This window comes from Caulobacter sp. GW821-FHT10A10 (genome assembly GCF_059415745.1).
This window is the reverse complement of sequence record NZ_JBWKNV010000001.1, coordinates 221,180-243,548: the sequence shown is the minus strand read 5'-3', so window position 1 is coordinate 243,548 and position 22,369 is coordinate 221,180. Positions and strand designations below refer to the sequence as shown.

Sequence of the window (22,369 nt, the reverse complement as noted above, 5' to 3'; positions counted from 1 at the left end):
TTCACCTTACAATAAGAAATGGCGACTATTTCTCATCGGCAGGGGGGCAGCGGAAGAATTCCGAGCCTATTTTGTAAGTGAGTTAGTATAGTGCGTAACGTTGCTAAGAAGTCGGCTCTTTTCTGCTCGGCCGTCGTGATCTCGATCTTTGCCGCTCAAGGCGCTTTTGCTCAAACCACGGCCGGCACCGGCGCGACCGCCACGGGCTATGACACCGCCGCCGTCGGCGAGTACGCCACGGCCAGCGGCGACTACGCCAACGCCCTGGGCGCCAGCGCCACGGCCAGCGGCTATCACGCCCTGGCGATCGGCCACGGCGCCGTCGCCAGCGGCACGGCCGCGATCCAGATCGGCGCGCACGGCGAGGCCTCGGGCGAATACTCGACCGTCGTCGGCAACTATTCCTCGGCGACCGGCGACTACAGCTCGGTGCTCGGCGCCTACGCTTCCGCCACGGGAACCAACAGCGTCGCCATCGGCTACGGCTCGGTCGCCGATGAAGACAACACCGTCTCGGTCGGCACCTCGACCTCGACCCGCCGCATCACCAACGTCTCGGACGGCGTCAACAGCACCGACGCGGTGAACCTGGGGCAGCTGGAAAGCTACAGCGCCTCGACCCTGTCCAGCGCCAACGCCTACACCGACACGGCCGTGGCCAGCATCACCTCGACCGCCAACACCTACGCCGACACGGTGGCCGCCGCCGCCGTGACCACGGCCAACAGCTACACCGACACCGTCGCGTCCCAGACGCTGACGACCGCCAACGCCTACACTGACACGGCCGCCGCGGCCGCGGTGACGACGGCGAACAGCTATACCGATACGGCCGCCGCCGCCGCCGTGACCACGGCCAACGCCTTCACCACGGCCACCGCCGCCACGACCCTGAGCTCGGCCAACGCCTATACCGACACCAAGGCCGCCGCGACGCTGACCGCCGCCAACGCCTACACCGACTGGCGCGTCGACACCCTGGCCACCCAGATGGACAACCGCATCAACGAGGTCTCCAGCCGCCTGAACGGCGTGGGCGCCATGAGCTCGGCCATGTCGATGATGGCCGCCAACAACGCCGGCCAGGGCGCGGGCCTGACCAACCGTCTGGCCGTGGCCGTCGGCGGCTATCGCGGCCAGGGCGCCATCGCCGTGGGCTACTCGCACAACAGCCGCGCCGTCAGCTACAACGTCGGCTTCTCGGCCACGGGCCGCGACGTGATGAGCGGCGGCAGCGTCGGCTTCGCCTGGTAATCTGCCCGGGTAACCGGAGCGCAGAAGCGTCAGCCACGCAGAAGGCGTGAAACGACAGGGCCCCGGAGCTTGCTCCGGGGCCTTTTCGTATCGAAAGCGGGGGTGTTTCCCCAAACGCCCTCCGAGTCCGTCTCTCCCCGCGAAGGCGGGGACCCAAGCTGACTTTCAGGAGGGGGCGCGGTTCGGGACCGGGCGGCGGGTTCGGCTTGGATCCCCGCCTTCGCAGGGATGCTCGGAGGTAGGTGGCGGAACTCCGAATGCGGCGCGTCGTCAAGCCGCGTCGTGGAAGATCACGCCCAGGGTGCGCCGCGTTCCGGATCGCACCTCGCTGACGCCGTGGCGCAGGATCCGGCGATGGACGCCGCGCGAGCCCTCCGCCGGCCGTTCGCGCACGGCGAATATCACGCCCTCGCCCTGGGCCAGGGGCACGACCTGGGCGGCCGACTGCTGGCGGGGGCGCTGCTCGACCAGCACGAACTCGCCGCCCTCGAAGTCGCGCCCCGGCTGGTCCAGCAGGAAGGCGGCCTGCAGGGGGAAGACGTGCTCGCCGTAGAGGTCCTGGTGCAGGCAGTTGTAGTCGCCCGGGCCGTAGGTCAGCAGCAGCGGTGTCGGCCGCGCCTGGCCCGCGCCGTGACAGCGGTCGAGCATGGCGTCCAGGTCGCCTGGAAAACGGCGCTCCTCGCCCAGCCGCTGCATCCAGCCGTTGGCGATGCGGGCCAGCGGCGGATAGAGGCCGGCCCGCAGCTTCTGCACCGTGTCGGGCAGCGGATAGGCGAAGTACTTGTACTCGCCGCGCCCGAAGCCGTGGCGGGCCATGACCACCCGGCTGCGGAACGGGGCCTCCTCGGCATAGAGCCCGGCCAGGCGGCCGCAGGTCTCCGGCGTCAGCACCGGGCCCGTGGTCGCCCAGCCGCGGGCGTCGAGTTCGGCGGCGATGCGGGTCCAGTCCAAATTCACGCTGCGGCGCCTTCCCGGGCCAGCAGGGCCTGCTTGCGCTCGACGCCCCAGCGATAGCCGGAAAGCCCGCCGTCCGAGCGCACCACCCGGTGGCAGGGCGTCAGCACCGCGACCGGATTGGCCCCGCAGGCCTGGGCCACGGCCCGCACGGCCGAGGGCCGGCCGATGGCGCGCGCAACTTGCGCGTAGGAAGCGGTGGTTCCGGCCGGGATGTCGCGCAAGGCCTTCCAGACGGCGCGCTGCAGGTCGGTGCCGCGCTCGTCGAGCGCCAGGGGGAGCGCCAGGTCGCCCGGGCGGCCGCTGTCGATGGCGGCGACCAGGGCGGCGAGGGCGGGGCCGGCGGCCGCGTCATCCTCCAGCAGGCGGGCGCGGGGGAAGCGGGCGGCCAGGTCCTCGCGCATCTCCGCGCGGTCCCATCCCATGATCAGCAGGGCCAGGCCCGTTTCGGAGGTCGCGGCCAGGGCCAGGCCCAAGGGCGTGTCGCCGAAGCCGTAGCTGAGGGTTTCGATCGGCTCGTCGGGCCGGCAGCGCAGGCAGGGACGCAGGCCCGCCGCCCGGGCGGCCTCGCGGGTGTCGTAAAAGGCGACGTTCTTGCGCAGGGGGCGTCCCGAGCAACTGGGGCGGCAATAGACGCCGGTGGTGCGCACGCCGCAGAAGAAGGCGCCGTCGGCGGCGCGGTCGCGGCGCTCGATCGCCGCCCAGCGGGCGTCGTCGGTGGGGTAGGCGGAAGGGGAGTGGGCGGTGGTCATGTCGGGCTCCTTTCGGATCTGAGCCCACCATCGCGCCGTCGCTGGCGCCCGTCATTCCGATGCTTGCGGTCTCAGCGTTCTTCCGCGGTGGCCGTGCGATGGCCGTAGCTGAGCACCCGCGTGGCGATCCAGTTGTCGCCCTCCTGCTTCCAGACGATGACGAACTTGGCGATGCCGGCGCAGCCCTGGTCCTTCTGGCAGAAGCGGTGCTCGCCCTCCTCGACCGCGCCGAAGCCCTTGATCGGATAGATGCGCAGCGTGCCGGGGACCAGTTCGCGCCGCACCTTGCCGCAGATGTACTTGCGGGTGTTGTTGATCACCGACTGGCGCTCCCAGGTGACGCCGCCCTCGTCGTGGTAGAACTCGACGTCGGGCGCGAAGGCCGCGCCGAAGGTTTCCAGGTCGCAGGCGTTGTAGGCGTCGAAGACCCTGCGGTCCTGGGCCGTGATCGTCTCGGTCAGCGATGGCTCGGCCGCCCATGCCGCGCTCGCTCCGCCCATCGCCGCCAGCAGCGCCGCCGCCATCATCGCCTTGCGCATGATCCCCTCCTTGCACGTTCGGGAGGAGCTTGGCTGGGCAGGGGAGAAGAGCCGAGTGAATTCCGGCTCATGACGCAGGCTTAATGCGAAACCGCCGCCCGGTGGCCCGGACGGCGGTCGAAGGGGATCAGTTTTCTGGAAGGCCTACCAGTTGGCGGCGCGGCGGCGCAGCGGGGCCTGGACGAAGTCGGCCGGCGGGGCGGTCTCGGCCAGGACGGCGTCGCGGATGGCCCGCGGCTCGCCGAACAGGTGGCCTTGGCCGTAACCGATGTCGAGATCGAGGATCTCGGCGATCTGGCGTTCGCTTTCGACCTTCTCGGCGATCACCTCGACGCCGTAGCGGCGCATCAGGGCGGCGAAGTCGGCGGCGTTCAGGTCGGGCAGCGAGCTCAGCACCAGCTTGCCGTCCTGCTCTTCCAGCTGCTCGAGGATCATCTCGGCGCCGACCTTGACGAACTTGACGTCGGCGCGGGCCAAATCCTGGAAGTCGAGGTCCAGATCGACGATCTTGTCGAGGCTGAACTGGAAGCCCAGGCTCGCCAAGCGGGCCATGTGGCGGGCCTCGACCGGGCCGCGCTGGTTGAAGGCGGTCTGGCCCAGTTCGAAGATCAGCGAGCCGGCCAGGTCCTTGTGGCCCTGCAGGAACTCGAGGAACTGCGGGAAGAAGCTTTCGTCGGCCAGGCTGGCCAGCGAGATGTTGCAGAAGATGCCGACCTTGCGGTCCTGCTTGGCCAGGCGGCGGACGATCTGCACGCAGCGGAACAGCAGCAGGTTGTCGATGGCCGTCATCAGGCCCTCGGACTCGGCGACGGCCAGGTACTCGGCCGGCATCATCACGCGGCCGGTCTCGTCGCGCAGGCGCGAGAAGCTCTCGTAGAAGACGGTGCGGCGCTGGGGCAGGCTGACGACCGGCTGCAGGTAGAGGTCGACGCGGTTCTCGGCCAGGGCGTCCTGGACGATCTCCAGCATGGCGTTGACCGGGGCGGCGACGCGGGCGTTGGCGCTGGCGCTGTGACGGGCGGCCGCGACCTGATGGGTCAGCTGGCTTTCCAGGCGCTCGCTCATGCGCTGCATCAGGTCTTCGAGCTGGTGGACCTCGCTGGTCAGTTCGGCCGAGCGCTTCTCGGCGTCCTCGGCGACCGTCTCGACGAGGTTGGTCATGCGCGCGTCGATCTTCTCGATCTGCTCGACCAGGATGGAATGGGCCTCGCGCACGGTCTCGATGTCCAGCTTCAGCTGGGCGTTGTCGAACACGTTGCTGATGATGCCGTGGAACGCGAAGCACAGGCCCAGCGACCCGATGAAGGCCGAGAGGCCGACAGCGGGGGTCGCACCCATGCGCCACAGCAGCAGGGAGACGATCAGAGCCAGGCAGAGATAGGCGCCGGTCAGAAGAGCCAGCTTTAGCCTTCGCATTTCAGGTCCCTACGAATCGCTTGCAAAAATTAATGCAACCGCTGCGGCCTTGAGTCGAATAGATTAACGCGGCTGGGCCATTACGCCGCGCATCCCCTGTTGATTTTTTTCGAGACCGCCGTTCGCGGCGGCCATCCTTTCGTCGACAGTGGCGGTTAGGGCTGATAACCGTTCGCAAGTTTTCGCCGCGAGGCCCCAGATGACCGACGCCGTCCTCACCGCTGACGCTTCCGTAGCTTCCGACGCCCCGACCCGCGCCCTGAGCACGGCCGCGCGCGGCGAGAAGGGCGTGATCGTTGCGGTGCGCGGCGAGACCGGCGCGCCCGAGGCGGTGGCCGCCGAGGAGCTGGAGCGCCGCCTGCTGGAGATGGGCTTCGTCGAAGGCGCCCGTATCGAGATCCTGCAGGAAGGCCTCTTTGGCCGTGATCCCATCGCCGTGCGGGTGGACGACACCCGCGTGGCCCTGCGCCGCCGCGAGGCGCGCGCCGTGACCGTTCAGTTCGACGGAAAGACGCTTTGACCGACACCGCTATCCGGCCCTCGCGCATCGCGCTGGTCGGCAATCCGAATTCCGGCAAGACCGCGCTGTTCAACGCCCTGACCGGGGCCCGCCAGAAGGTCGCCAACTACGCCGGCGTCACCGTCGAGCGCAAGGAAGGCCAGCTGGTCACGCCGGGCGGCCGCACCGTCAGCGTGCTCGACCTGCCGGGAACCTACAGCTTGCGCGCCCGCAGTCCGGACGAGGTCGTCACCCGCGACGCCGTGCTGGGCCGCCTGGCTGGCGAGACCGCGCCCGACGTGCTGGTCTGCGTGGCCGACGCCACCAACCTGCGTCTCGTCCTGCGCCTGGTGCTCGAACTGAAGCAGGTCGGCCGGCCGTTCGTGCTGGCCCTCAACATGTTCGACATCGCCCAGCGCCAGGGCCTGCGGATCGACGTCGAGCAGCTGTCGCGCGAGATCGGCGCGCCGATCGTCACCACCGTGGCCACCCGCAAGCGCGGCCTCGACGAGCTGCTGACCCAGGTCGACACCCTGACGCTGACCCACTCGAACGCCGTCGACAACACCTGGCGCGAGCCGAGCGCCGGCGAGATCCGCGCCGCCCACGCCGAGGCCCAGCGCATCTTCAAGGCCTGCGTGCGCCCGCCCGAGCGTCCCGACACGGTGACCGGCAAGATCGACTCGGTGCTGCTGCATCCGGTGGCGGGCCTGGCGATCCTGTTCACCCTGCTGTTCGTGATGTTCCAGGCGGTGTTCACCTGGGCGACCATCCCGGCCGACGCCATCGACGGCGGCTTCGCCGCGCTCGGCGCCTTCGTCACCGCCCACCTGCCCGAGGGGCTGCTTTCCAGCTTCATCGCCGACGGCCTGATCGCCGGCGTCGGCAGCGTGCTGGTGTTCCTGCCGCCGATCCTGATCCTGTTCTTCTTCATCCTGCTGCTGGAAGACAGCGGCTACATGACCCGCGCGGCCTTCCTGATGGACAAGATCATGGGCGGGGCGGGCCTGCACGGCCGGGCCTTCATCCCGCTGCTGTCGAGCTTCGCCTGCGCGATCCCGGGGATCATGTCCACGCGGGTGATCGACAACAAGCAGGACCGGCTCACCACCATCCTGGTGGCTCCGCTGATGACCTGCTCGGCGCGGATCCCGGTCTACACCCTGATCATCGGCGCCTTCATCCCGCGGACCACGGTCAACGGCCTGTCGCTGCAGGGCCTGGTGATGTTCGGCCTCTACGCCGCCGGCATCGTCTTCGCCCTGCTGGTGTCGTTCGTCATCCGCCGCATCTTCTGGCGGGGCACGGTCGAGCCGTTCATGATGGAGCTGCCGACCTATCGCTGGCCCGAGCCGCGCAACCTGCTGCTCAACCTGTGGACCCGCGCCAAGATCTTCCTGAACCGCGCCGGCCGCATCATCATGCCTCTGATGGTGCTGGTCTGGGTGCTGTCGACCTTCCCCTATCCGCCGGAAGGCGCGACGGGGCCGGCCATCGACTACAGCATCGCCGGGCGCCTGGGCCATTTCCTGGCCCCCGTCATGCAGCCCATTGGTTTTAATTGGCAAATGACCGTGGCCCTGATCCCCGGCATGGCGGCCCGCGAGGTCGCCGTGGCGGCGCTGGGCACGGTCTACGCCGTGGGCGGGGCCGACGGCTCCACCGACGCCCTGTCGGCCACCTTGAACAGCCAGTGGTCGCTGGCCACGGCCCTGGCCTTCCTGGCCTGGTACGTCTTCGCGCCGCAGTGCATGCCCACCCTGGGCGTGGTCAAGCGCGAGACCAACAGCTGGATCTGGCCGACCGTGATGTTCGTCTACATGGTCGCCCTGGCCTACTTGGCGGCCTTCGTCGTCTACCACGTGGCCGTGGCGCTCGGGGCGGGGTGAGTCGTCGAGCGGGCGAGGCCGTGTTAGGCTTCGCCCATGACGATCCAGTTCGACATCGCCAAGCTGAACAGCCTGGATGAACTCCTGGCCGTGATCGATGCGGGCGAGGACATGACGCTCGTCCGCGACGGCAAGGTCATCGCGACGGTGAATGTCGAAAAGAAGCCAGATGCCGCCGATACGCCCAAGGCGCAGCGCCGGTTGGGGGTGTGGGAGCATCTCAATCTGGACCTGCCGCCTGACCTCTTCATCGGTCCCGATCCCGAGATCGAAGCCTTGATGGACTAGCCCATCTTCCCGCGGAAGTAGGCTGATCAGGTCTGGGGCGTGGAATGCGACTGCTGATCGACACTCACGTCCTGATCTGGAGCCTGAGCGATCAGGCGAGGCTTTCGCCGGTGGTCTCCGCGGCGATGCTCGATCTGGACAACGAAATCTTCGTCAGCGCCGTGTCGATGTACGAGGTGCTCTACAAGCGGCTGAGGGCGCGTGGAGCGCCTCTTGAGCGCATGCCGGTCGATCTTGAGAAGGCGGTGGAGGATCAGGGCCTTTCCTGGCTGCCGATCCTCCCTGGTGATTGCGCGACGGCCGCAGCGCTGCCGTACCATCACCGTGATCCGTGGGATCGCATCCTGATCGCGCAGGCGAAGCTTCGCGACCTCCACCTCGTCACCGTCGACGAGGCCGTGTAGGCCTACGACGTCCCGATCCTCTGGTGATCCGACGCGCCTGGAGCTTGCTGATCAGCAAGCTCCAGATTCAAATACTTGGAGCGCGCCTGGGCGGGTTAGCCGCATACACCTAACCCTGGCGCGCCTAGCGCGTCGGGACCGGGACCTCGCCGCGGTAGTCGTAGAAGCCGCGGCCGGTCTTCTTGCCCAGCCAGCCGGCCTCGACGTACTTCACCAGCAGCGGGCAGGGGCGGTACTTGCTGTCGGCCAGGCCTTCGTAGAGCACGTTCATGATGCTCAGCACGGTGTCCAGGCCGATGAAGTCGCCCAGCTCCAGCGGGCCCATCGGATGGTTGGCGCCCAGCTTCATGGCGGTGTCGATGGCGTCGACCGTGCCGACCCCTTCGTACAGCGTGTAGATCGCCTCGTTGATCATCGGCACCAGCACGCGGTTGACGATAAAGGCGGGGAAGTCCTCGGCGTTGCTGGTGATCTTGCCCAGCGACTTGGCGAAGGCCACGGCCGTCTCGTAGGTCGGCACGTCGGTGGCGATGCCGCGGATGATCTCGACCAGCTTCATCAGCGGGACGGGGTTCATGAAGTGCAGGCCGATGAACCGCTCGGGACGATCGGTGGCCGAGGCCAAGCGCGTGATCGAGATCGACGAGGTGTTCGAGGCCAGCAGGGTGTCGGGCTTCAGGTGCGGCTGCAGGCCCCGGAAGATGGCCTTCTTGAGTTCTTCGTTCTCGGTGGCGGCCTCGATGGCGAGGTCGGTCTGGCCGATGGCCTCGATGGCCTCGGCGGCCGAGATGCGGGCCAGGGCGGCGTCGGCCGCGGCCTGGTCGATGATGTTGCGGGTGACCTGGCGGGCGAGGTTCTTTTCGATCAGGGCCAGGCCCGCGTCGATACGCTCGCGCGAGATGTCGTGCAGGCGGACGTCGTAGCCCGCGAGAGCGCAGACATGGGCGATGCCCGAACCCATCTGACCGGCGCCGATTACGCCGACCGTCTTGATATCAACCATGAAAATCCAAGCCTTCGCTCACGATCGCGCAAGCTCCCGGCAGGGCGCGCTGTACCGTCGCCGAAGTTCTAGCACGAGGAACCGCACGCTCGCCAAGGGCTTTGCTGCGCCGCAAACGTCGGGCGAGCGACGTTCCCCGTCCTGTTCCCGGATTATCCGCCTGTCGGAAGGCGTCAGGCGATCAGTTCGGGGTCGTTTCGTCGCAGCCAGGCGGCGGCGTAGGAGCACAGCGGAGTGATCCGCATGCCCTCGGCCCGGGCCACCTCGGCGACCTTGACCATCAGGCGGCCGGCGGCGCCGGTGCCGCGCAGGGCGGGATCGGCCTCCACGTGCGGGATGACCAGGCGATGGCCGCTGCGCTGGTAGTCGGCGAAGGCGATCAGGCCGTCGACCTCCAGCTCGTAGCGGCTCTTGGCGGGGTTGTGGCTGAAGAGGTCGTCGCTCATGGGCCTGAAACGCGAAAGGGGCGAAGGTGGATGCAGCGCAGCATCACCTTCGCCCCTCACATGGCGTCTAGGCTTGAAGGATCAAGCTCAAGCCCGCAGCTTGCCGCCCGCCTTCTCGACCGCGGCGACGACCTTGGCCGACAGGGCCTCGATCTCGGCGTCGGTCAGGGTGGCGTCGCGCGGCTGGACCAGCACCTCGATGGCCACCGACTTGAAGCCCTCCGGCACGCCGGGGCCCTCATAGACGTCGAAGACGCGGGCCGAGGCGATCAGGGCCTTGTCGGCGCCGGCCGCGGCCTTGACCAGGTCGCCGGCCGCCTTGGCCTTGTCGGCGACGAAGGCGAAGTCGCGGCTCAGCGGCATCAGGGCCGAGGGGCTGAAGGCCGGCTTGGTTTTCACGGCCTTCTTCTTCGGCTCGGGGATCGCCTCCAGGGTGATCTCGAAGCCGTAGACCGGGCCGGCCACGTCCAGGGCCTTCAGCACGGCGGGGTGGATCTCGCCGAACTCGGCGATCACCGCCTTGGGGCCCAGTTGCAGGCGGGCCGAGCGGCCGGGATGCCACCACGACGAGGCCGAACCTTGCGCGGTCTGCAGCGAGGCGACCGGCGCGCCGATCTCCTCCAGCAGGTTCAGCAGATCCGTTTTGATCGTGAACACGTCCTCGGCCGAGCGCTTGTCCCAGGCGCGCGGCGGGCGCGGGGCCAGGATGCCGGCGACGACCGTGCGCTGGTCCTTGGGACCGTCGCCCAGGAACACCGGGCCGACCTCGAACAGGGCCGCGTCCGGGAAGCCCTGGCGGGCGTTGCGGCCGGCGGCCTCGATCAGGTTGGGCAGCACCGAGGGGCGCATGCAGTCCAGTTCCGAGGCGATCGGATTGGCCAGCACCAGGGCGTCGGCGCCGCCGCCGAACAGCTGGGCCGTGGCGCGGCTGGTGAAGCTCCAGGTCACGGCCTCGGCGTAGCCGGCGGCAGCGAGGGCGCGACGGGCGGCGCGGGCGCGCACCTGGCGCGGGGTCAGCACGCCGCCGACGGCGCGGGCGACCTCGGGCAGGGGCGTCGAGGGCAGGGCGCCGTAGCCGGCGATGCGGGCCACTTCCTCCACCAGGTCGGCCTTGCCATGGGCGTCGCGGCGGAAGGTCGGCGGAGTCACGCAGACCACGCTCTCGGCGTGGGTGGCGAACTCGGCGACGGGCACGTCCTTGGGCGGCTCGACCTTGAAGCCCAGGGCCTGGAGGATCTCCAGGCTCTTTTCCGGCGCGATCTCCAGACCCGACAGGGCCTGCACATAGGCCGGGTCGAACAGGATCGGGCCGGGCGCGGCCGGGGCCTCGCCGGCGACGACGACTTCCGAGGCCTCGCCGCCGCACAGCTCCAGGATCAGCTTGGTGGCCAGGTCCAGGCCCGGAACCACCGAGCCGGTGTCGACCGTGCGGGCGAAGCGGTACTGGGCGTCGCTGTTGATGCCGGTCTCGCGGCCGGTCTGGGCGATGCGGATCGGCTCGAACCAGGCGCTCTCGACGAAGACGTCGACGGTGGCTTCCGAGCAGCCGGTGCTCTCGCCGCCCATGACGCCGCCGAGGCCGATCGGGCGTTCCCCGCCGGCGTCGGCGATGACGCACATCGACGGGGTCAGCTCGTAGGTCTTGCCGTCCAGCGCGATCAGGTGCTCGTCGCCATTCAGGCCGTGACGGCCCAGGCGGGTCTCGATCTTGGTCCCCGACAGCAGGGCCGCGTCATAGACGTGCAGCGGCCGGGCGCGGTCGTACGAGATGTAGTTGGTGATATCGACCAGGGCCGACTTCGGATTGATGCCGATGGCCTTCAGGCGGTCCTGCAGCCACTGCGGCGAGGGGCCGTTCTTGACGCCCTTGATCAGGCGGCCGGCGAACACCGGGCAGGCCTCGCCGTCGACTTCGATGGCGATCGGGCAGGGGAAGGTTCCGGCGATCGGCGCGATCGACAGGTCCTTCAGCTTGCCCAGGCCCGTGGCGGCGAGATCCCGGGCGATGCCGGCGACGCCCAGCCAGTCGGGACGGTTGGGGGTGACCTCGAAGTCGATGACGGCTTCCAGGCCCAGCGCCGTGGCGGCGGGCGTACCCACGGCCAGGTCGCCGGACAGTTCCAGAATGCCTTCCGAACCGTCGTCGGCCTCGAGCTCGGAGCCCGAGCACAGCATGCCGTTGGAGACGACGCCGCGCACCGGCTTCTCGACCAGGGTGACGCCCAGGCCCGGCACGTAGGCGCCGATCGGAGCGTAGATGGTTGTCAGGCCGACGCGGGCGTTAGGCGCGCCGCAGACGATCTCCTTGCGGCCGTCGATCGTGTCGACCTGACAGACCCGCAGGCGGTCGGCGTTCGGGTGCTGAACGGCCTCGACGATCTTGGCGACGCTGAAGGCGGCCAGCTTGGCGGCCGGGTCGGTGACGTGCTCGACCTCGAGGCCGGCCATGGTCATGGCGGCGACCACCTGGGCGGCGGTCGCTTCGGTGTCGAGGTGATCCTTGAGCCAGGAAAGGGTGAACTTCATTGCGTGGTTTCCAACGCCAGGATCTGCTGCAGGAAGGTCTCGGGGCCGGTGAAGCCGACCGCGAAGAACTGGCAGCCGATGAAGGCGCAATCCTTGAAGGGTAGGGCGCCGATGACCTTTTCACCGGCCGGGCGCAGAACGAGGTTGGCGATGTCGCCGCCGTGGAAGCCGAAGTTGGTCGAGTCGAAGGTCACGCCTTCCAGCGCCAGCATCACCACCGGCCCGTGCAGGCGGCAGTTCCTGAAGGTGCGGCCGGCGACCATGTTGACGCCGCCCTGAAGCTGGGCGCGGAACAGGTCGATCAGCGAGATCTCCAGGTTCTCGAAGACCTTGGCCGAACCGTCGATGGTCGGACGCGCGTTCATCAGCTGAGCCCCGAGGCGGGGTTCGGCGCGGCGAAGCCCGAGAAGCCGTAGTGGGCCAGCCAGCGGCTGTCCGACGACCACATGTCGCGCAGGTCCGGCATGCCGTACTTCAGCATGCCCAGGCGATCGACGCCGACGCCGAAGGCGAAGCCCTGGTACTCGTCCGGATCGATGCCGCAGGCGCGCAGCACGTTCGGGTGAACCATGCCGCAGCCCAGGATCTCGAGCCACGACGTGCCCTGGCCGATCTTGATCTCGCCGCCCGAGCGGTCGCACTGCACGTCCATCTCGGCCGAGGGCTCGGTGAACGGGAAGTGGTGCGGGCGGAACTGGGTGGTCACCGCGTCGGTCTCGAAGAACCGCGCCAGGAAGGTCTCCAGGGTCCACTTCAGGTGGCCCATGTGGATGCCTTTGTCGATCACCAGGCCCTCGACCTGGTGGAACACCGGCGTGTGGGTGGCGTCGTTGTCCACGCGATAGGTGCGGCCCGGCGCGATGATGCGGATCGGCGGCTTCTCGCTGACCATAGTGCGCACCTGCACGGGGCTGGTGTGCGTGCGCAGCAGCATGCGTTCGCCGTCTTCCTTCCGATTGAAGAAGAAGGTGTCGTGCATCTCGCGGGCCGGGTGCTTCTCGGGGAAGTTCAGGGCCGTGAAGTTGTGGAAGTCGTCCTCGATGTCCGGACCTTCGGCCACGGCGAAGCCCATCTCGGCGAAGATCGAGACGATCTCGTCCATGGTCTGCATGGTCGGGTGGACGGAGCCCTTGCGGCGATAGGGGCCGGGCAGGGTGAGGTCGAGGGTCTCGCGGGCCAGGCGCGCATCGAGTTCGGCCGCTTCCAGCGCGGCCTTCTTCTCGGTGATCGCCGACTGCACGCGGTCGCGCAGGGCGTTGATCGCCGCGCCGCGTTCCTTGCGCTCGTCGGGGCTCATCGCGCCCAGGGTCTTGAGCAGGCCCGAGATCGAGCCGGTCTTGCCCAAGGCGGTCACACGGACGGCGTCGAGGGCTTGCAGGTCGGCCGCGCCGGCCACCTGGGCCAGGACGTCGGATTCGAGGGTGTTGAGATCGGTCATGACGGGGTTTCGTCTAGGCGGTTTTGACGTCGGGTGGAACCGGATAACGCGCAGCAAAAAGCCCTCCGGCTCGCGCCGGAGGGCTTTTAAAGGATCGTTCGAGCGGTGAGGCTCGGAAGTTCCTTAGGCCAGGGCCGCGCGAACCTTGTCGGCGATGGCCTTGAACGCGACGGCGTCGTTGCCGGCGATGTCCGCCAGGACCTTACGGTCGATCACGATACCCGCCACGTCCAGGCCGTGGATGAATTGCGAGTAGGTGAAGCCTTCGGTGCGGGCGCCGGCGTTGATGCGCTGGATCCACAGCGAACGGAAGGCGCGCTTGCGCACCTTGCGGTCGCGGTAGGCGTACTGGCCGGCCTTGTCGACCGCGGCCTTGGCCGTACGGATGGTGTTCTTGCGGCGGCCGTAGAAGCCCTTCGCCTGTTCAAGAACCTTCTTGTGCTTGGCGTGGGCGGTGACGCCACGTTTAACGCGAGCCATGTGTCAGCGCTCCTCTTAAAGGCCGTAGGGCAGGTACGAACGGATGGTCTTGGCGTCAGCCTCGCTCATCACCTTCGTTCCGCGGTTTTGGCGGATGTACTTGCCGTTGTGGCCGATCAGGCGGTGGCGCTTGCCGGCGACGCCGGCCTTCAGCTTGCCCGTGGCGGTGATCTTGAAGCGCTTTTTGGCGCCCGACTTCGTCTTCAACTTAGGCATTTCGCGTCAGAGCGTTTAACGGCCCTGTCCTCTGGATAGCGAGACGAACCGCCATGGCATGCCAAATTGGCCAGGCGGTTCCGGAAAGGCGGGGTGAATACGGGAACCCCGGGTGAAAAGCAAGGCCTGGCGGACTCTTAGTCCCCAGGCCCTTACGGCGCGGCCTTGGCGCGGCGGCCCACCGTCACCGCCAGGGCGACGGCCGGCACGGTCAGCAGCGCCCCGAACCAGTACGGGCCGGCCATGGTCAGGCCGAACAGGGGTCCTGCGATCATCGGACCGCTCATTCGCGCCAGCGAGCCGCCGGCCATGTTGAGGCCCAGCATCGCCCCCTGCTGGTCGGGCGGCGTCGCGCGCGAGATCAGGGCGGCGATGCACGGGAACACCAGCGACTGGCCAAAGGCCGTCAGGCCCACGAACAGCGGCACGAAATGGCCGCTGGGCACGAACGGAGTGATCGCCATCGACAGGCAGATGATGGCCAGACCCGTGGTCAGCACCTTGGGCTCGCCGTAGCGGCGGGCCAGGCGTCCGGTCAGCACGCCCTGGCCCAGAGAGGCCACCACGCCGATGACGGCGAAGCACAGCCCCACCTGCTGCGGGCCCCAGCCGAAGCGGGCCGAGGTCCACAGGCCGAAGATCGCCTCCATGCCCGAGAAGGCGGCGGTGGAGACGAAGGTGACCATCAGCACGCGCGACAGCACCGGATGGGCGAAGGCGGCCTTCAGGGCCTCGCGTCGAGGCGGCGGGGGCGGGGCGTCCTTGCGGGGCGCGCGGCTCTCGACCACGAACAGGAAGACGCCCAGCGAGGCCGCCGCCGCCAGGCCCGCGGCCACGAACAGCGGGATCTGGAAGCCCAGGCGTCCGGCGTCCGGGTGGGCCAGCAGGCCGCCCAGGGCCGGGCCGACCACAAAGCCGGCCCCGAAGGCGCTGCCCAGCAAGCCCATGCGCCCGGCCCGCTTCTCGGGCGGGGTGACGTCGGCCATGTAGCCCTGGATCGTCGAGATGTTGCCGCTGGCCGCGCCGCTGAAGAAGCGGATGATGAAGGCCACCGCGATGGTCGGGGCGAAGGCCAGGGCCACGTACGACAGGGTGTTGGCCAGGATGGTGACGATCAGCACCGGCCGCCGGCCGATGCGGTCGCTCAGGCGTCCCCAGAACGGCTCGGCCAGGAACTGGCCCAGCGAATAGGCCGAGAACAGCGCCGTCACCTGCCACGGGCTGGCGTTCAGCGCCTTGGCGTAGAAGGGCAGCAGCGGGATCACCAGCCCAAAGCCCACCAGGTTGATGAACACCACCAGCAGCAGGACGTAGAGGGCGCGGGAACTGTGTACGGGCGCCGGCGCAGGGACGGGCGCGGAAATCGTGGACATGACGGGAACCTTCGAGGCGGCTCCTCTACGCCCGATAGCCCGGAAAAGCGACTGAAATGTCAGTTTCCGGATGCAGACGATTCGAAGCGGAGGCGCCGCTAGGCGGCCGGGCCCTCGTCCGCCCGCGTCACCAGGATGGACTTGGCCTCGAACCTGGCGTCGCCGAAGGTCGCGGCGAACGGCGCGTCGGCGGCGTCGCGGCCGAAGCCGATGGGGACCAGACCCGCCAGCGGCGCGCGGCGGGTGGCGTCGAAGGTCCGCCAGGCGCCGTCCAGATAGACCTGGAACACCGCGTGGAAGTCGGCCGGCCGAAGGTCGAGCGCGTAGCACGAGACGAAGCGGGCCGGCATGTCGAGCGCCCGGCACAGGGCGACGCCGATGTGGGCGAAGTCGCGGCAGACGCCCTTGCGGTCGACCAGGGTGTCGATGGCTGAGGTCGCGTCGCTGCTGGTCCCGGCCTCGTAGGTGATGGTCGCGGCGATCCAGTCGGCGATCGCCTGCACCTGGCCCAGGCCCTGGGGGCGGGCGCCGAAGGTCTGGCGGGCGAAGGCGGTCAGGCGGTCGGACGGGCAGTAGCGGCTGGGGTTCAGATAGGGCAGCACGGTCGCCGGCAGGTCGTTGACCACGGCCCCGCCGATGAAGTCGCGATGATCGACCAGCGTCTGGCGCTCGACCGTCGCGACATAGCCGATATCCAGCGGCCCGGGCTGGGCGAGGAAGCGGATGAAGCGGTTGCCGGCGAAGGCGTCGACGAAGAAGTCGGCGCTCACGCCCGGCGGCAGCAGAATGGTCTCGTCCAGCACCGCCTGGTCGGCGCCGTCGGCGGCCTGGATCGCCAGGATGAAGCTGGTGGGGGTCCGCACCTCGTAGCGCAGGCGGCAGTCGATCGAGAGACGCATCGCGCGGGATTCCAGGCTGGAGCGGAAGGTGGCGTCGCTAAACGCCCGACGTCGTCATTCGGACCCGCGTCGCCGCGCGAGCGTCTTCGGCGTCGGCCAGGTCGCTCCAGGTGCGGGCGGCGTGCTCGTGCTTGGCCTGGACGTGGGGCAGGGCGCACTTGCCGGCTGCTTCGAGCGCGGCGGCGGCCAGCGCGCGGTACTCCGGCGCGCGTAGGGGATGTCTCAAGGGGGAAGCTCCTCGCCGGGGGCGAAGTCCGAGGCGGGCTCCACGCTTCATCATATGGGGCCGAACGGCGCCGAAAGCGAGCGGGCGCGGAGAAGGGGGCGAAGATCGTTGTGGCGCCTCGATGTCCTTTTCTGTCCGCTCTTCGTCCGGCAGCTTCCTTATTCGCCTTGAAGGGCGTGCGTAGCTTGCGGCATCGTCATCGCCACGGAGCAACGTAAATGTCCGCCGCCACCGCCCTGATCGTCGTCGACGCCCAGGATTCCTTTCGCCAGCGCGCCTCGTGGGATCCGGCCGTGGCCGGGGTCTATCTGGAGCGCCAGCAGGCCCTGATCGACGGGGCCAAGGCCAAGGGCCTGCCGGTCGTGCAGATCCTGCACGTCGAGGAAGAAGGGCTGTTCAGCCTGGCCTCGGGCCATGTGCGCACGGTCGAGGGGCTGTCGTTCGAACCCGACGTCACCTTCCACAAGCCCGCCCACAGCGCCCTGGCCGGCACCGGCCTGCTGGTCTGGCTGATCCGCAACCGCATCGGCAAGGTGATCGTCAGCGGCATCCGCACCGAGCAGTGCTGCGAGACCACCACCCGCCATGCCTCGGACCTGGGCTTCGCGGTCGACTACGTCACCGAGGCCACCCTGACCTTCGACATGACCGACCGCCATGGCCGGGTCTTCACCGTCGACGACATCAAGGCCCGCACCGAGCTCGTTCTGCACGAACGCTTCGCCCGCATCGCCACCGTCGAGGAGGCCCTCGAAGCCGCATGAGCCAGCCGCCCGCCGTCATCCCAGTCTTCGTCGTCCTGCCGCCGCGCACCCTGCTGCTCGACGTGGCCGGACCGCTGGAGGTGCTGCGGCGGGCGACGTTCGAGCCCGGCGCGCCGGGCTTCGTGGTGACCTATGTCGCCGCCCGGTCGAGCGTGGAGAGCTCCATCGGCCTGACGCTGGCCGGGATCCAGCCCTTGCCCGACGCCCTGCCGGACGGGGCGCTGGTCATCGTCTCGGGCAATGTCGATCAGGTGCTGGGCGGGCAGGGGGCTTCGGCCGCGGACGCCGGGGACGAGGCCGCCATCGTCGCCTGGCTGGCGCGGGCCGTGCGGCCGGGCGTGACCCTGGCCTGCATCTGCTCGGGAAGCCTGCTGGCGGCGCGGGCGGGGCTGCTGGCCGGCCGGGCCTGCACCACCCACCACGTCTGCACCGAGGAACTGGCCCGCCTGGCGCCCAGCGCCCGGGTGCTGGAGGACCGCCTGTTCGTCGAGGACGGCGAGCGGCTGACCAGCGCCGGCGTCACCTCGGGCGTCGATCTGATGCTGCATCTGGTGGCCCGGCTGCGCGGCCCGGCCCAGGCCGTGTCGATCGCCCGCCAGATGGTGGTCTATCTGCGCCGCGGACCGTCCGACCCGCAGCTGTCGCCGTGGCTGGAGGGGCGCAACCACGTCCATCCGGCCATTCACCGGGTGCAGGACGCCATCGCCGCCGATCCGGCCCGCGACTGGAGCCTGGAGGTCCTGGCCGACCTCGCCGCCGCCAGCCCGCGGCACCTGTCGCGGCTGTTCAACGCCCACGCGGGCATGAACCTGACCGACTACGTCAACCGCCTGCGCCTGGCGCTGGCCAGCGAGATGCTGTCGGCGACTCGCCTCGACATGGAAAGCGTCGCCGAGCGGGCCGGCTTCGCCTCGACCCGCCAGCTGCGTCGCGTCTGGGGCCGCCACCACCCCACGCCGCCCAGGGCGGCGCGGGCGCGTTCCAAAGCGCTCTAGCGTCCGTCAGTTCGCCGGATTGTACTGCTCGACGAAGGCCACCGCCTCGGACAGCATCCGCTGGCGCGTGTCCTCGCGGGACATCCAGTGGTCCTCCTTCTGCAGAGGCACGAAGCGGTAGGTCTTGCCGGCGGCCTTCAGGGCGTCGGCCATCTTCTTGCTCTGCTCGAAGGGCACGACGCTGTCGTCCTGGCCGTGCAGCAGCAGGATCGGGGCGTCGGCCCTGGCGGCCAGGCGCAGGGGCGAGCGCTGGAGGGCCAGGTCCGGGTTCTTGTCGACGCCCATGAACCGCCGCCAGTAGCGCACCCCGGCCTTGTCGCCGTCCGAGGTCTCCTCGGTCAGCATGCCCTTCAGGTCGGAGACGCCGCTCACCGAGACGGCGCAGCGATAGACGCCCGGATCCAGCGTCGGGCCGGCCAGGGCGGCATAGCCGCCATAGCTGGCGCCCATGATGCAGACGCGCCTGGGATCGATGATCCCGTCCTTGGCCAGCCAGCGCACGCCGTCCGAGAGGTCGGTCTGCATCTTGCCGCCCCACTCGCCGAAGCCGGCGTCGCGGAAGGCGCGGTCCTTGTTGTTCGAGCCGCGGAAATTGACCCGCAGCACGGCGTAGCCGCGCGAGGCCAGGGCCTGGCTCCACCAGTCGAAGCCCGGTTCATCGTGGCTTTCGGGACCGCCGTGGGCCAGCACGATCAGCGGCAGGGCCTTGGGATCCTTGCCGCGCGGCAGGGTCAGATAGCCGTCGAGGTCGAGCCCGTCGGCGGCCTTGTAGGTGATCTTCCGGACCTCGGAGAGGTCCTCGGCCCGCAGGTCCGGATAGGCCGCGCCGATGCCGGTGATCCTGGGTGTCTCGCCGCGGAAATCGACCAGGTGGTAGGACCCGGCGTCGCCGGCGGTCTCGACCCGCACGATCAGCCGGTCCATGGCCGCGTCGAAATCCTTCAACTCCAGGCGGCCGGGTGGAAACAGCGGCAGGACGGCCGACCAGCGCTCGGCCAGGCGGCGGTTGAAGAAGGCGTAGCGCGGATTGTCGCCGCCGTAGGCCAGGGCGATCAGGGCCTGGGTACGGCGATCGAAGATCAGGCGATCCGCGCCGGGGTCGGCCTTGATCGTGCGGCTCGCGCCCTGGGCGTCGACCTCGACCAGCGCCTGGCGGCCGTCGGCGCCGGCGTCGGTGACCAGCAGGCCGGTCCCGTCGCGGCCCAGGCCCACCAGGCGGGAACGGCCGAAGCGCGAGCTGTTCTCATAGACCTTGCGCCAGCCGCGCCCGTCCGCGATCTCGACGCGGAAGGCGCCGGATTCGCGATCGTAGACGCCGCGACCCAGCGGCGCGCCGGCGGCCGAGACCGTCCAGTCGCGCACCTTGCTGTGACCCTCGGTCACCGAGCGGACCTTGCCGGTCGCCGTATCGATCTCGAACAGCGCTAGGCCCGAGGCGTTGCCCTGGTAGGGCACGGTCATGAAGGCGGTGGCGGCGACGCCGGTCTCGCGGATATCGGGCATGCCCATCGCGCCGCCGATCAGGCCCAGCATCGGCTTCAGCAGCGGGCCGACCTTGCCGGTTTGCACGTCCAGGGTCTGCGGGATCAGCCACTCGGTCAGGTCGGTGTCGTAGTCGTAGAGCGTGGCCGCCGAGGTCGTGCCGACGATCACCGAGCGATCGCCGGCCCACAGCAGATCGCGGACCTTGGTTTCGCCCACCCCGGCCGAGGCCAGCGTCTTGCCGGTTCCCAGGTCATAGGCCGACACCGTTCTCAGCTCGCCCTTCTGGGCCAGGAAGGCCAGCCGCTCGCCGCTGCTGGAAATGACGACCTCGTCGATCGCGGGCAGGCGACCGTAGGCCGCGAGCGGCGCGGCGGCGGCCGCGCAAAGGGATCCCGCCAGGACGGCAGCGGCCGTCAGGCCGGTCAAGGCAACACAACGCATAAACTTCCCCCGAAGCACAAAGGGCGCATCGCATGGCGACGCGCCCTTTTCAACGTTAAGTCGATCTTGCGTTGCGGTGGAGAAAGGCCTGTCCGCTTTTTCAGCGCGCCGCCGTCGTCTGGGCCGGGGCGGCCGGGTCGGGCGGATTGTGCTTCTCGAGGAACTGAACGGTGGCGTTCAGCATCTGCTGGCGGCTGGCGCCGCGCGACAGCCAGTGGTCCTCGCTGGCCAGGGTGACCAGCTCGGTCGGCTTGCCGGCCCGGTTCATGGCGTCGGCCATGATCTTGCTCTGCACATAGGGAACGACCGTGTCGTCCTTGCCGTGGATCAGCAGGATCGGGATGTCGATCTTGTCGGTCAGCTTGGCCGGCGAGATCGCCGCCAGGTCGGGATCGCGGATGCCGTCGGCGCCCATGAAGCGCAGCCAGTAGCGCAGGGTCGAGTTGTTGCGCGACAGGTGGCGTTCCTGGTCGTCCTGCAGCATGCGCTTGAGGTCGGCCGGGCCGGCCACCGACACGGCGCAGCGATAGACGCCGCGATCGAGCGCCGCGCCGGCCAGGGCCGCGTAGCCGCCGTAGCTGGCGCCGACGATGCAGACGCGCTTGGGATCGGCGATGCCCTGCTTCTCCAGCCAGCGGACGCCATCCGACAGGTCGGTCTGCATCTTGCGGCCCCACTCGCCGAAGCCGGCCTTGATGAAGTCCCAGCCGAAGCCTTCCGACCCGCGGAAGTTGGGCTGCAGCACCGCGTAGCCGCGCGAGGCCAGGCCCTGGGCCCACCAGTCGAAGCCCGGCATGTCACGGCCTTCGGGACCGCCGTGCGGCAGCACCACCAGCGGCAGGTTCTTTGGGTCCCGGCCCTTGGGCAGGGTGAGGTAGCCGGTGATCTCCAGGCCGTCGGCGGCCTTGTACTTCACCGGGCGGACCTCGGCGATGTCGGCGGCGGTCAGGTCCTTGTACTCGTCGCCGATCCACGAGGCGGTCTTGGCCGTCATGTCGACCAGGGCGTAGGCCGGGCCGTCGGTCGGCGAGTCGACGCGGACGACCACCTTGGTGCGGTCGGCCGACCACGAGGACAGCGACACCCGCGAGCCGGCGAAACCCTTCTCGACGGCGTTCCAGCGCGACTGGTCCTTGGGATCGAAGAAGACGTAGCGCGTCTTGTCGCCGACCAGCGACACTCCGCCGATCAGGGCGTCGTTGCCTGGGTCGCGCAGCAGGCCGTCGAACGGAACCTCCATCGGCACGTCCACCTGCGCGCCGTCGGCGGCGTATTCGCGATAGACGGTCTCGTTCTTGTCGTTGACGCGGGCCACCAGCACCGACTTGCCGTCGCGGCCCAGGCCCGAGACGCCGTAGGAGCCCATCGGGCTGACCGCCCGGTCGACGATGGTCCAGCCCTTCGGACCCTTGATGCGCAGCACCCAGGTTCCCTTGCTTTCGTCGTACTGCGACTGGGCCAGCGGCACACCGTCGCCGCCGACCAGCCAGTCGTCGGTGTCTTCCGAGCGCGCCTCGATCATGCGGGTGCGGCCGTTCTTCACATTGACCGCGAACAGGGTGTTGCGGCCGAAGTTGTCGACGAAGTGGATGCCCTGCACGAAGGCCGTCGGCGCGCCGTCGACCGAGCGCAGCGAGGCGGCGCTGAGCACGACGTTCATCGAATCCGGCTGGTTGTCGAGCAGCAGGCGCGCCTTGTCGGTGTCCAGGTCGTACAGCGAGGTCATCCAGTACTCGCGCTTTGGGCCTTCCAGCCCGACGACGCTGGCCGTCGACGAGACGGTGACCAGAAGGTGCGAGGCGTCGGCCCACTGCACCCAGCGCAGCTTGTTGTTGCCCATCCGCAGGGCCTTGAGCAGCTTGTTGTCGGTCGCGTTGTGGATGGTCAGCACGCGCTGCTCGCCGTCGGTCAGCGACACCGCCAGGCGCGTGCCGTCCGGCGAGATCTCGACATCCTCGATCGTCGGCAGCTTGCCGTAGGTCGACAGCGGCGCGGCCTTGGCCTGGACGCCAGACAGCAGAGCGGTCGCGCAGATGGCGATCGCGAAATCCTTGATACGCACGAAACTACAGCCCCCAGAAA

23 protein-coding genes are annotated in these 22,369 nt (G+C 69.1%); 7 read left to right on the top strand and 16 right to left on the bottom strand.

Translation table 11 applies throughout. The features are described from left to right. Nucleotides 1-90 precede the first annotated feature (90 nt). On the top strand, nucleotides 91-1,254 hold the full coding sequence (locus AC07NS_RS01230) for a YadA-like family protein (RefSeq protein ID WP_494600832.1): 1,164 nt from the start codon (nucleotides 91-93) through the stop codon (nucleotides 1,252-1,254). 270 nt (nucleotides 1,255-1,524) lie between these two features. Here the strand turns inward: AC07NS_RS01230 and AC07NS_RS01225 are convergent, their stop codons facing one another. From AC07NS_RS01225 to tipF, 4 genes are all read right to left on the bottom strand, one after another. Next, nucleotides 1,525-2,262: a 2OG-Fe(II) oxygenase gene (locus tag AC07NS_RS01225; protein ID WP_494601841.1), complete on the bottom strand. Its 738-nt coding sequence runs from the start codon at nucleotides 2,260-2,262 to the stop codon at nucleotides 1,525-1,527. After that, on the bottom strand, nucleotides 2,208-2,960 hold the full coding sequence (locus AC07NS_RS01220; RefSeq protein WP_494600831.1) for a methylated-DNA--[protein]-cysteine S-methyltransferase: 753 nt from the start codon (nucleotides 2,958-2,960) through the stop codon (nucleotides 2,208-2,210). Before AC07NS_RS01220 ends, AC07NS_RS01225 begins: the two co-directional genes overlap by 55 nt. A gap of 71 nt (nucleotides 2,961-3,031) precedes the next feature. Continuing rightward, nucleotides 3,032-3,499 (bottom strand): nuclear transport factor 2 family protein, encoded by a 468-nt coding sequence (locus AC07NS_RS01215; RefSeq protein WP_494600829.1) that lies wholly within the window; start codon nucleotides 3,497-3,499, stop codon nucleotides 3,032-3,034. A gap of 144 nt (nucleotides 3,500-3,643) precedes the next feature. Beyond that, entirely contained in the window at nucleotides 3,644-4,915 is a 1,272-nt protein-coding gene (gene tipF, locus AC07NS_RS01210) for a flagella assembly cyclic-di-GMP phosphodiesterase TipF (RefSeq protein ID WP_494600828.1), read from the bottom strand. 199 nt (nucleotides 4,916-5,114) lie between these two features. Between tipF and AC07NS_RS01205 the strand changes: the two genes are divergently transcribed. Genes AC07NS_RS01205 through AC07NS_RS01190 form a run of 4 tightly spaced genes read left to right on the top strand, consistent with a single transcriptional unit; the run spans nucleotide 5,115 to nucleotide 7,995 of the window. Beyond that, nucleotides 5,115-5,435 (top strand): FeoA family protein, encoded by a 321-nt coding sequence (locus tag AC07NS_RS01205; protein WP_494600826.1) that lies wholly within the window; start codon nucleotides 5,115-5,117, stop codon nucleotides 5,433-5,435. Beyond that, entirely contained in the window at nucleotides 5,432-7,303 is a 1,872-nt protein-coding gene (feoB, locus tag AC07NS_RS01200; protein ID WP_494600825.1) for a ferrous iron transport protein B, read from the top strand. Before AC07NS_RS01205 ends, feoB begins: the two co-directional genes overlap by 4 nt. Before the next feature lie 36 nt (nucleotides 7,304-7,339). After that, entirely contained in the window at nucleotides 7,340-7,591 is a 252-nt protein-coding gene (locus tag AC07NS_RS01195; protein WP_494600823.1) for a hypothetical protein, read from the top strand. Between the two features lie 44 nt (nucleotides 7,592-7,635). Beyond that, entirely contained in the window at nucleotides 7,636-7,995 is a 360-nt protein-coding gene (locus tag AC07NS_RS01190) for a type II toxin-antitoxin system VapC family toxin (protein WP_494600822.1), read from the top strand. Between the two features lie 124 nt (nucleotides 7,996-8,119). Here AC07NS_RS01190 and AC07NS_RS01185 read toward each other — a convergent pair whose 3' ends face one another. The 10 genes from AC07NS_RS01185 to AC07NS_RS01140 form a co-directional block, all read right to left on the bottom strand. Continuing rightward, nucleotides 8,120-8,998 carry a 3-hydroxybutyryl-CoA dehydrogenase gene (locus AC07NS_RS01185; RefSeq protein WP_494600821.1) on the bottom strand — a complete coding sequence of 293 codons (879 nt, stop codon included), beginning with the start codon at nucleotides 8,996-8,998 and terminating at the stop codon, nucleotides 8,120-8,122. A gap of 173 nt (nucleotides 8,999-9,171) precedes the next feature. Further along, a complete protein-coding gene (locus AC07NS_RS01180; RefSeq protein WP_198574062.1) occupies nucleotides 9,172-9,444 on the bottom strand; it encodes a GNAT family N-acetyltransferase in 273 nt (90 codons plus the stop codon). Nucleotides 9,445-9,531: 87 nt separating this feature from the next. Further along, on the bottom strand, nucleotides 9,532-11,970 hold the full coding sequence (gene pheT, locus AC07NS_RS01175) for a phenylalanine--tRNA ligase subunit beta (protein WP_494600820.1): 2,439 nt from the start codon (nucleotides 11,968-11,970) through the stop codon (nucleotides 9,532-9,534). Continuing rightward, on the bottom strand, nucleotides 11,967-12,335 hold the full coding sequence (locus tag AC07NS_RS01170) for a hypothetical protein (RefSeq protein WP_494600818.1): 369 nt from the start codon (nucleotides 12,333-12,335) through the stop codon (nucleotides 11,967-11,969). Before AC07NS_RS01170 ends, pheT begins: the two co-directional genes overlap by 4 nt. Then, the gene (gene pheS / locus AC07NS_RS01165; RefSeq protein WP_494600817.1) at nucleotides 12,335-13,408 is read right to left on the bottom strand and encodes a phenylalanine--tRNA ligase subunit alpha; all 1,074 of its coding nucleotides are present in this window, start codon (nucleotides 13,406-13,408) and stop codon (nucleotides 12,335-12,337) included. Before pheS ends, AC07NS_RS01170 begins: the two co-directional genes overlap by 1 nt. A gap of 123 nt (nucleotides 13,409-13,531) precedes the next feature. After that, entirely contained in the window at nucleotides 13,532-13,888 is a 357-nt protein-coding gene (gene rplT, locus AC07NS_RS01160; protein ID WP_058347692.1) for a 50S ribosomal protein L20, read from the bottom strand. Nucleotides 13,889-13,903: 15 nt separating this feature from the next. Continuing rightward, nucleotides 13,904-14,104 carry a 50S ribosomal protein L35 gene (gene rpmI / locus AC07NS_RS01155; protein WP_018061454.1) on the bottom strand — a complete coding sequence of 67 codons (201 nt, stop codon included), beginning with the start codon at nucleotides 14,102-14,104 and terminating at the stop codon, nucleotides 13,904-13,906. A gap of 152 nt (nucleotides 14,105-14,256) precedes the next feature. Beyond that, nucleotides 14,257-15,477 (bottom strand): MFS transporter, encoded by a 1,221-nt coding sequence (locus AC07NS_RS01150; RefSeq protein WP_494600815.1) that lies wholly within the window; start codon nucleotides 15,475-15,477, stop codon nucleotides 14,257-14,259. 98 nt (nucleotides 15,478-15,575) lie between these two features. Next, nucleotides 15,576-16,376 carry a transglutaminase-like domain-containing protein gene (locus tag AC07NS_RS01145; protein WP_494600814.1) on the bottom strand — a complete coding sequence of 267 codons (801 nt, stop codon included), beginning with the start codon at nucleotides 16,374-16,376 and terminating at the stop codon, nucleotides 15,576-15,578. A 37-nt stretch (nucleotides 16,377-16,413) separates the two neighbouring features. Continuing rightward, nucleotides 16,414-16,602: a hypothetical protein gene (locus tag AC07NS_RS01140; protein ID WP_494600813.1), complete on the bottom strand. Its 189-nt coding sequence runs from the start codon at nucleotides 16,600-16,602 to the stop codon at nucleotides 16,414-16,416. Nucleotides 16,603-16,820: 218 nt separating this feature from the next. Between AC07NS_RS01140 and AC07NS_RS01135 the strand changes: the two genes are divergently transcribed. Continuing rightward, nucleotides 16,821-17,366 (top strand): cysteine hydrolase family protein, encoded by a 546-nt coding sequence (locus AC07NS_RS01135; RefSeq protein WP_494600812.1) that lies wholly within the window; start codon nucleotides 16,821-16,823, stop codon nucleotides 17,364-17,366. Further along, the gene (locus AC07NS_RS01130; RefSeq protein ID WP_494600810.1) at nucleotides 17,363-18,361 is read left to right on the top strand and encodes a GlxA family transcriptional regulator; all 999 of its coding nucleotides are present in this window, start codon (nucleotides 17,363-17,365) and stop codon (nucleotides 18,359-18,361) included. The genes AC07NS_RS01135 and AC07NS_RS01130 overlap by 4 nt, the downstream gene beginning before the upstream one ends. Nucleotides 18,362-18,367: 6 nt before the next feature. Here the strand turns inward: AC07NS_RS01130 and AC07NS_RS01125 are convergent, their stop codons facing one another. Beyond that, the gene (locus AC07NS_RS01125) at nucleotides 18,368-20,272 is read right to left on the bottom strand and encodes an alpha/beta hydrolase family protein (RefSeq protein ID WP_494600808.1); all 1,905 of its coding nucleotides are present in this window, start codon (nucleotides 20,270-20,272) and stop codon (nucleotides 18,368-18,370) included. 115 nt (nucleotides 20,273-20,387) lie between these two features. Beyond that, a complete protein-coding gene (locus AC07NS_RS01120; RefSeq protein WP_494600807.1) occupies nucleotides 20,388-22,349 on the bottom strand; it encodes an alpha/beta hydrolase family protein in 1,962 nt (653 codons plus the stop codon). Nucleotides 22,350-22,369 lie beyond the last annotated feature (20 nt).

Bases quoted from the DNA above. Each gene is read 5' to 3' on its own strand.
- AC07NS_RS01190 (WP_494600822.1), top strand. From the start codon at position 7,636: ATGCGACTGCTGATCGACACTCACGTCCTGATCTGGAGCCTGAGCGAT.
- pheS (WP_494600817.1), bottom strand. From the start codon at position 13,408: ATGACCGATCTCAACACCCTCGAATCCGACGTCCTGGCCCAGGTGGCC.
- AC07NS_RS01205 (WP_494600826.1), top strand. From the start codon at position 5,115: ATGACCGACGCCGTCCTCACCGCTGACGCTTCCGTAGCTTCCGACGCC.
- rpmI (WP_018061454.1), bottom strand. From the start codon at position 14,104: ATGCCTAAGTTGAAGACGAAGTCGGGCGCCAAAAAGCGCTTCAAGATC.
- pheT (WP_494600820.1), bottom strand. From the start codon at position 11,970: ATGAAGTTCACCCTTTCCTGGCTCAAGGATCACCTCGACACCGAAGCG.
- AC07NS_RS01170 (WP_494600818.1), bottom strand. From the start codon at position 12,335: ATGAACGCGCGTCCGACCATCGACGGTTCGGCCAAGGTCTTCGAGAAC.
- AC07NS_RS01180 (WP_198574062.1), bottom strand. From the start codon at position 9,444: ATGAGCGACGACCTCTTCAGCCACAACCCCGCCAAGAGCCGCTACGAG.
- AC07NS_RS01135 (WP_494600812.1), top strand. From the start codon at position 16,821: ATGTCCGCCGCCACCGCCCTGATCGTCGTCGACGCCCAGGATTCCTTT.
- AC07NS_RS01185 (WP_494600821.1), bottom strand. From the start codon at position 8,998: ATGGTTGATATCAAGACGGTCGGCGTAATCGGCGCCGGTCAGATGGGT.
- AC07NS_RS01145 (WP_494600814.1), bottom strand. From the start codon at position 16,376: ATGCGTCTCTCGATCGACTGCCGCCTGCGCTACGAGGTGCGGACCCCC.
- AC07NS_RS01130 (WP_494600810.1), top strand. From the start codon at position 17,363: ATGAGCCAGCCGCCCGCCGTCATCCCAGTCTTCGTCGTCCTGCCGCCG.
- AC07NS_RS01195 (WP_494600823.1), top strand. From the start codon at position 7,340: ATGACGATCCAGTTCGACATCGCCAAGCTGAACAGCCTGGATGAACTC.
- AC07NS_RS01215 (WP_494600829.1), bottom strand. From the start codon at position 3,499: ATGCGCAAGGCGATGATGGCGGCGGCGCTGCTGGCGGCGATGGGCGGA.
- rplT (WP_058347692.1), bottom strand. From the start codon at position 13,888: ATGGCTCGCGTTAAACGTGGCGTCACCGCCCACGCCAAGCACAAGAAG.
- tipF (WP_494600828.1), bottom strand. From the start codon at position 4,915: ATGCGAAGGCTAAAGCTGGCTCTTCTGACCGGCGCCTATCTCTGCCTG.
- AC07NS_RS01220 (WP_494600831.1), bottom strand. From the start codon at position 2,960: ATGACCACCGCCCACTCCCCTTCCGCCTACCCCACCGACGACGCCCGC.
- AC07NS_RS01150 (WP_494600815.1), bottom strand. From the start codon at position 15,477: ATGTCCACGATTTCCGCGCCCGTCCCTGCGCCGGCGCCCGTACACAGT.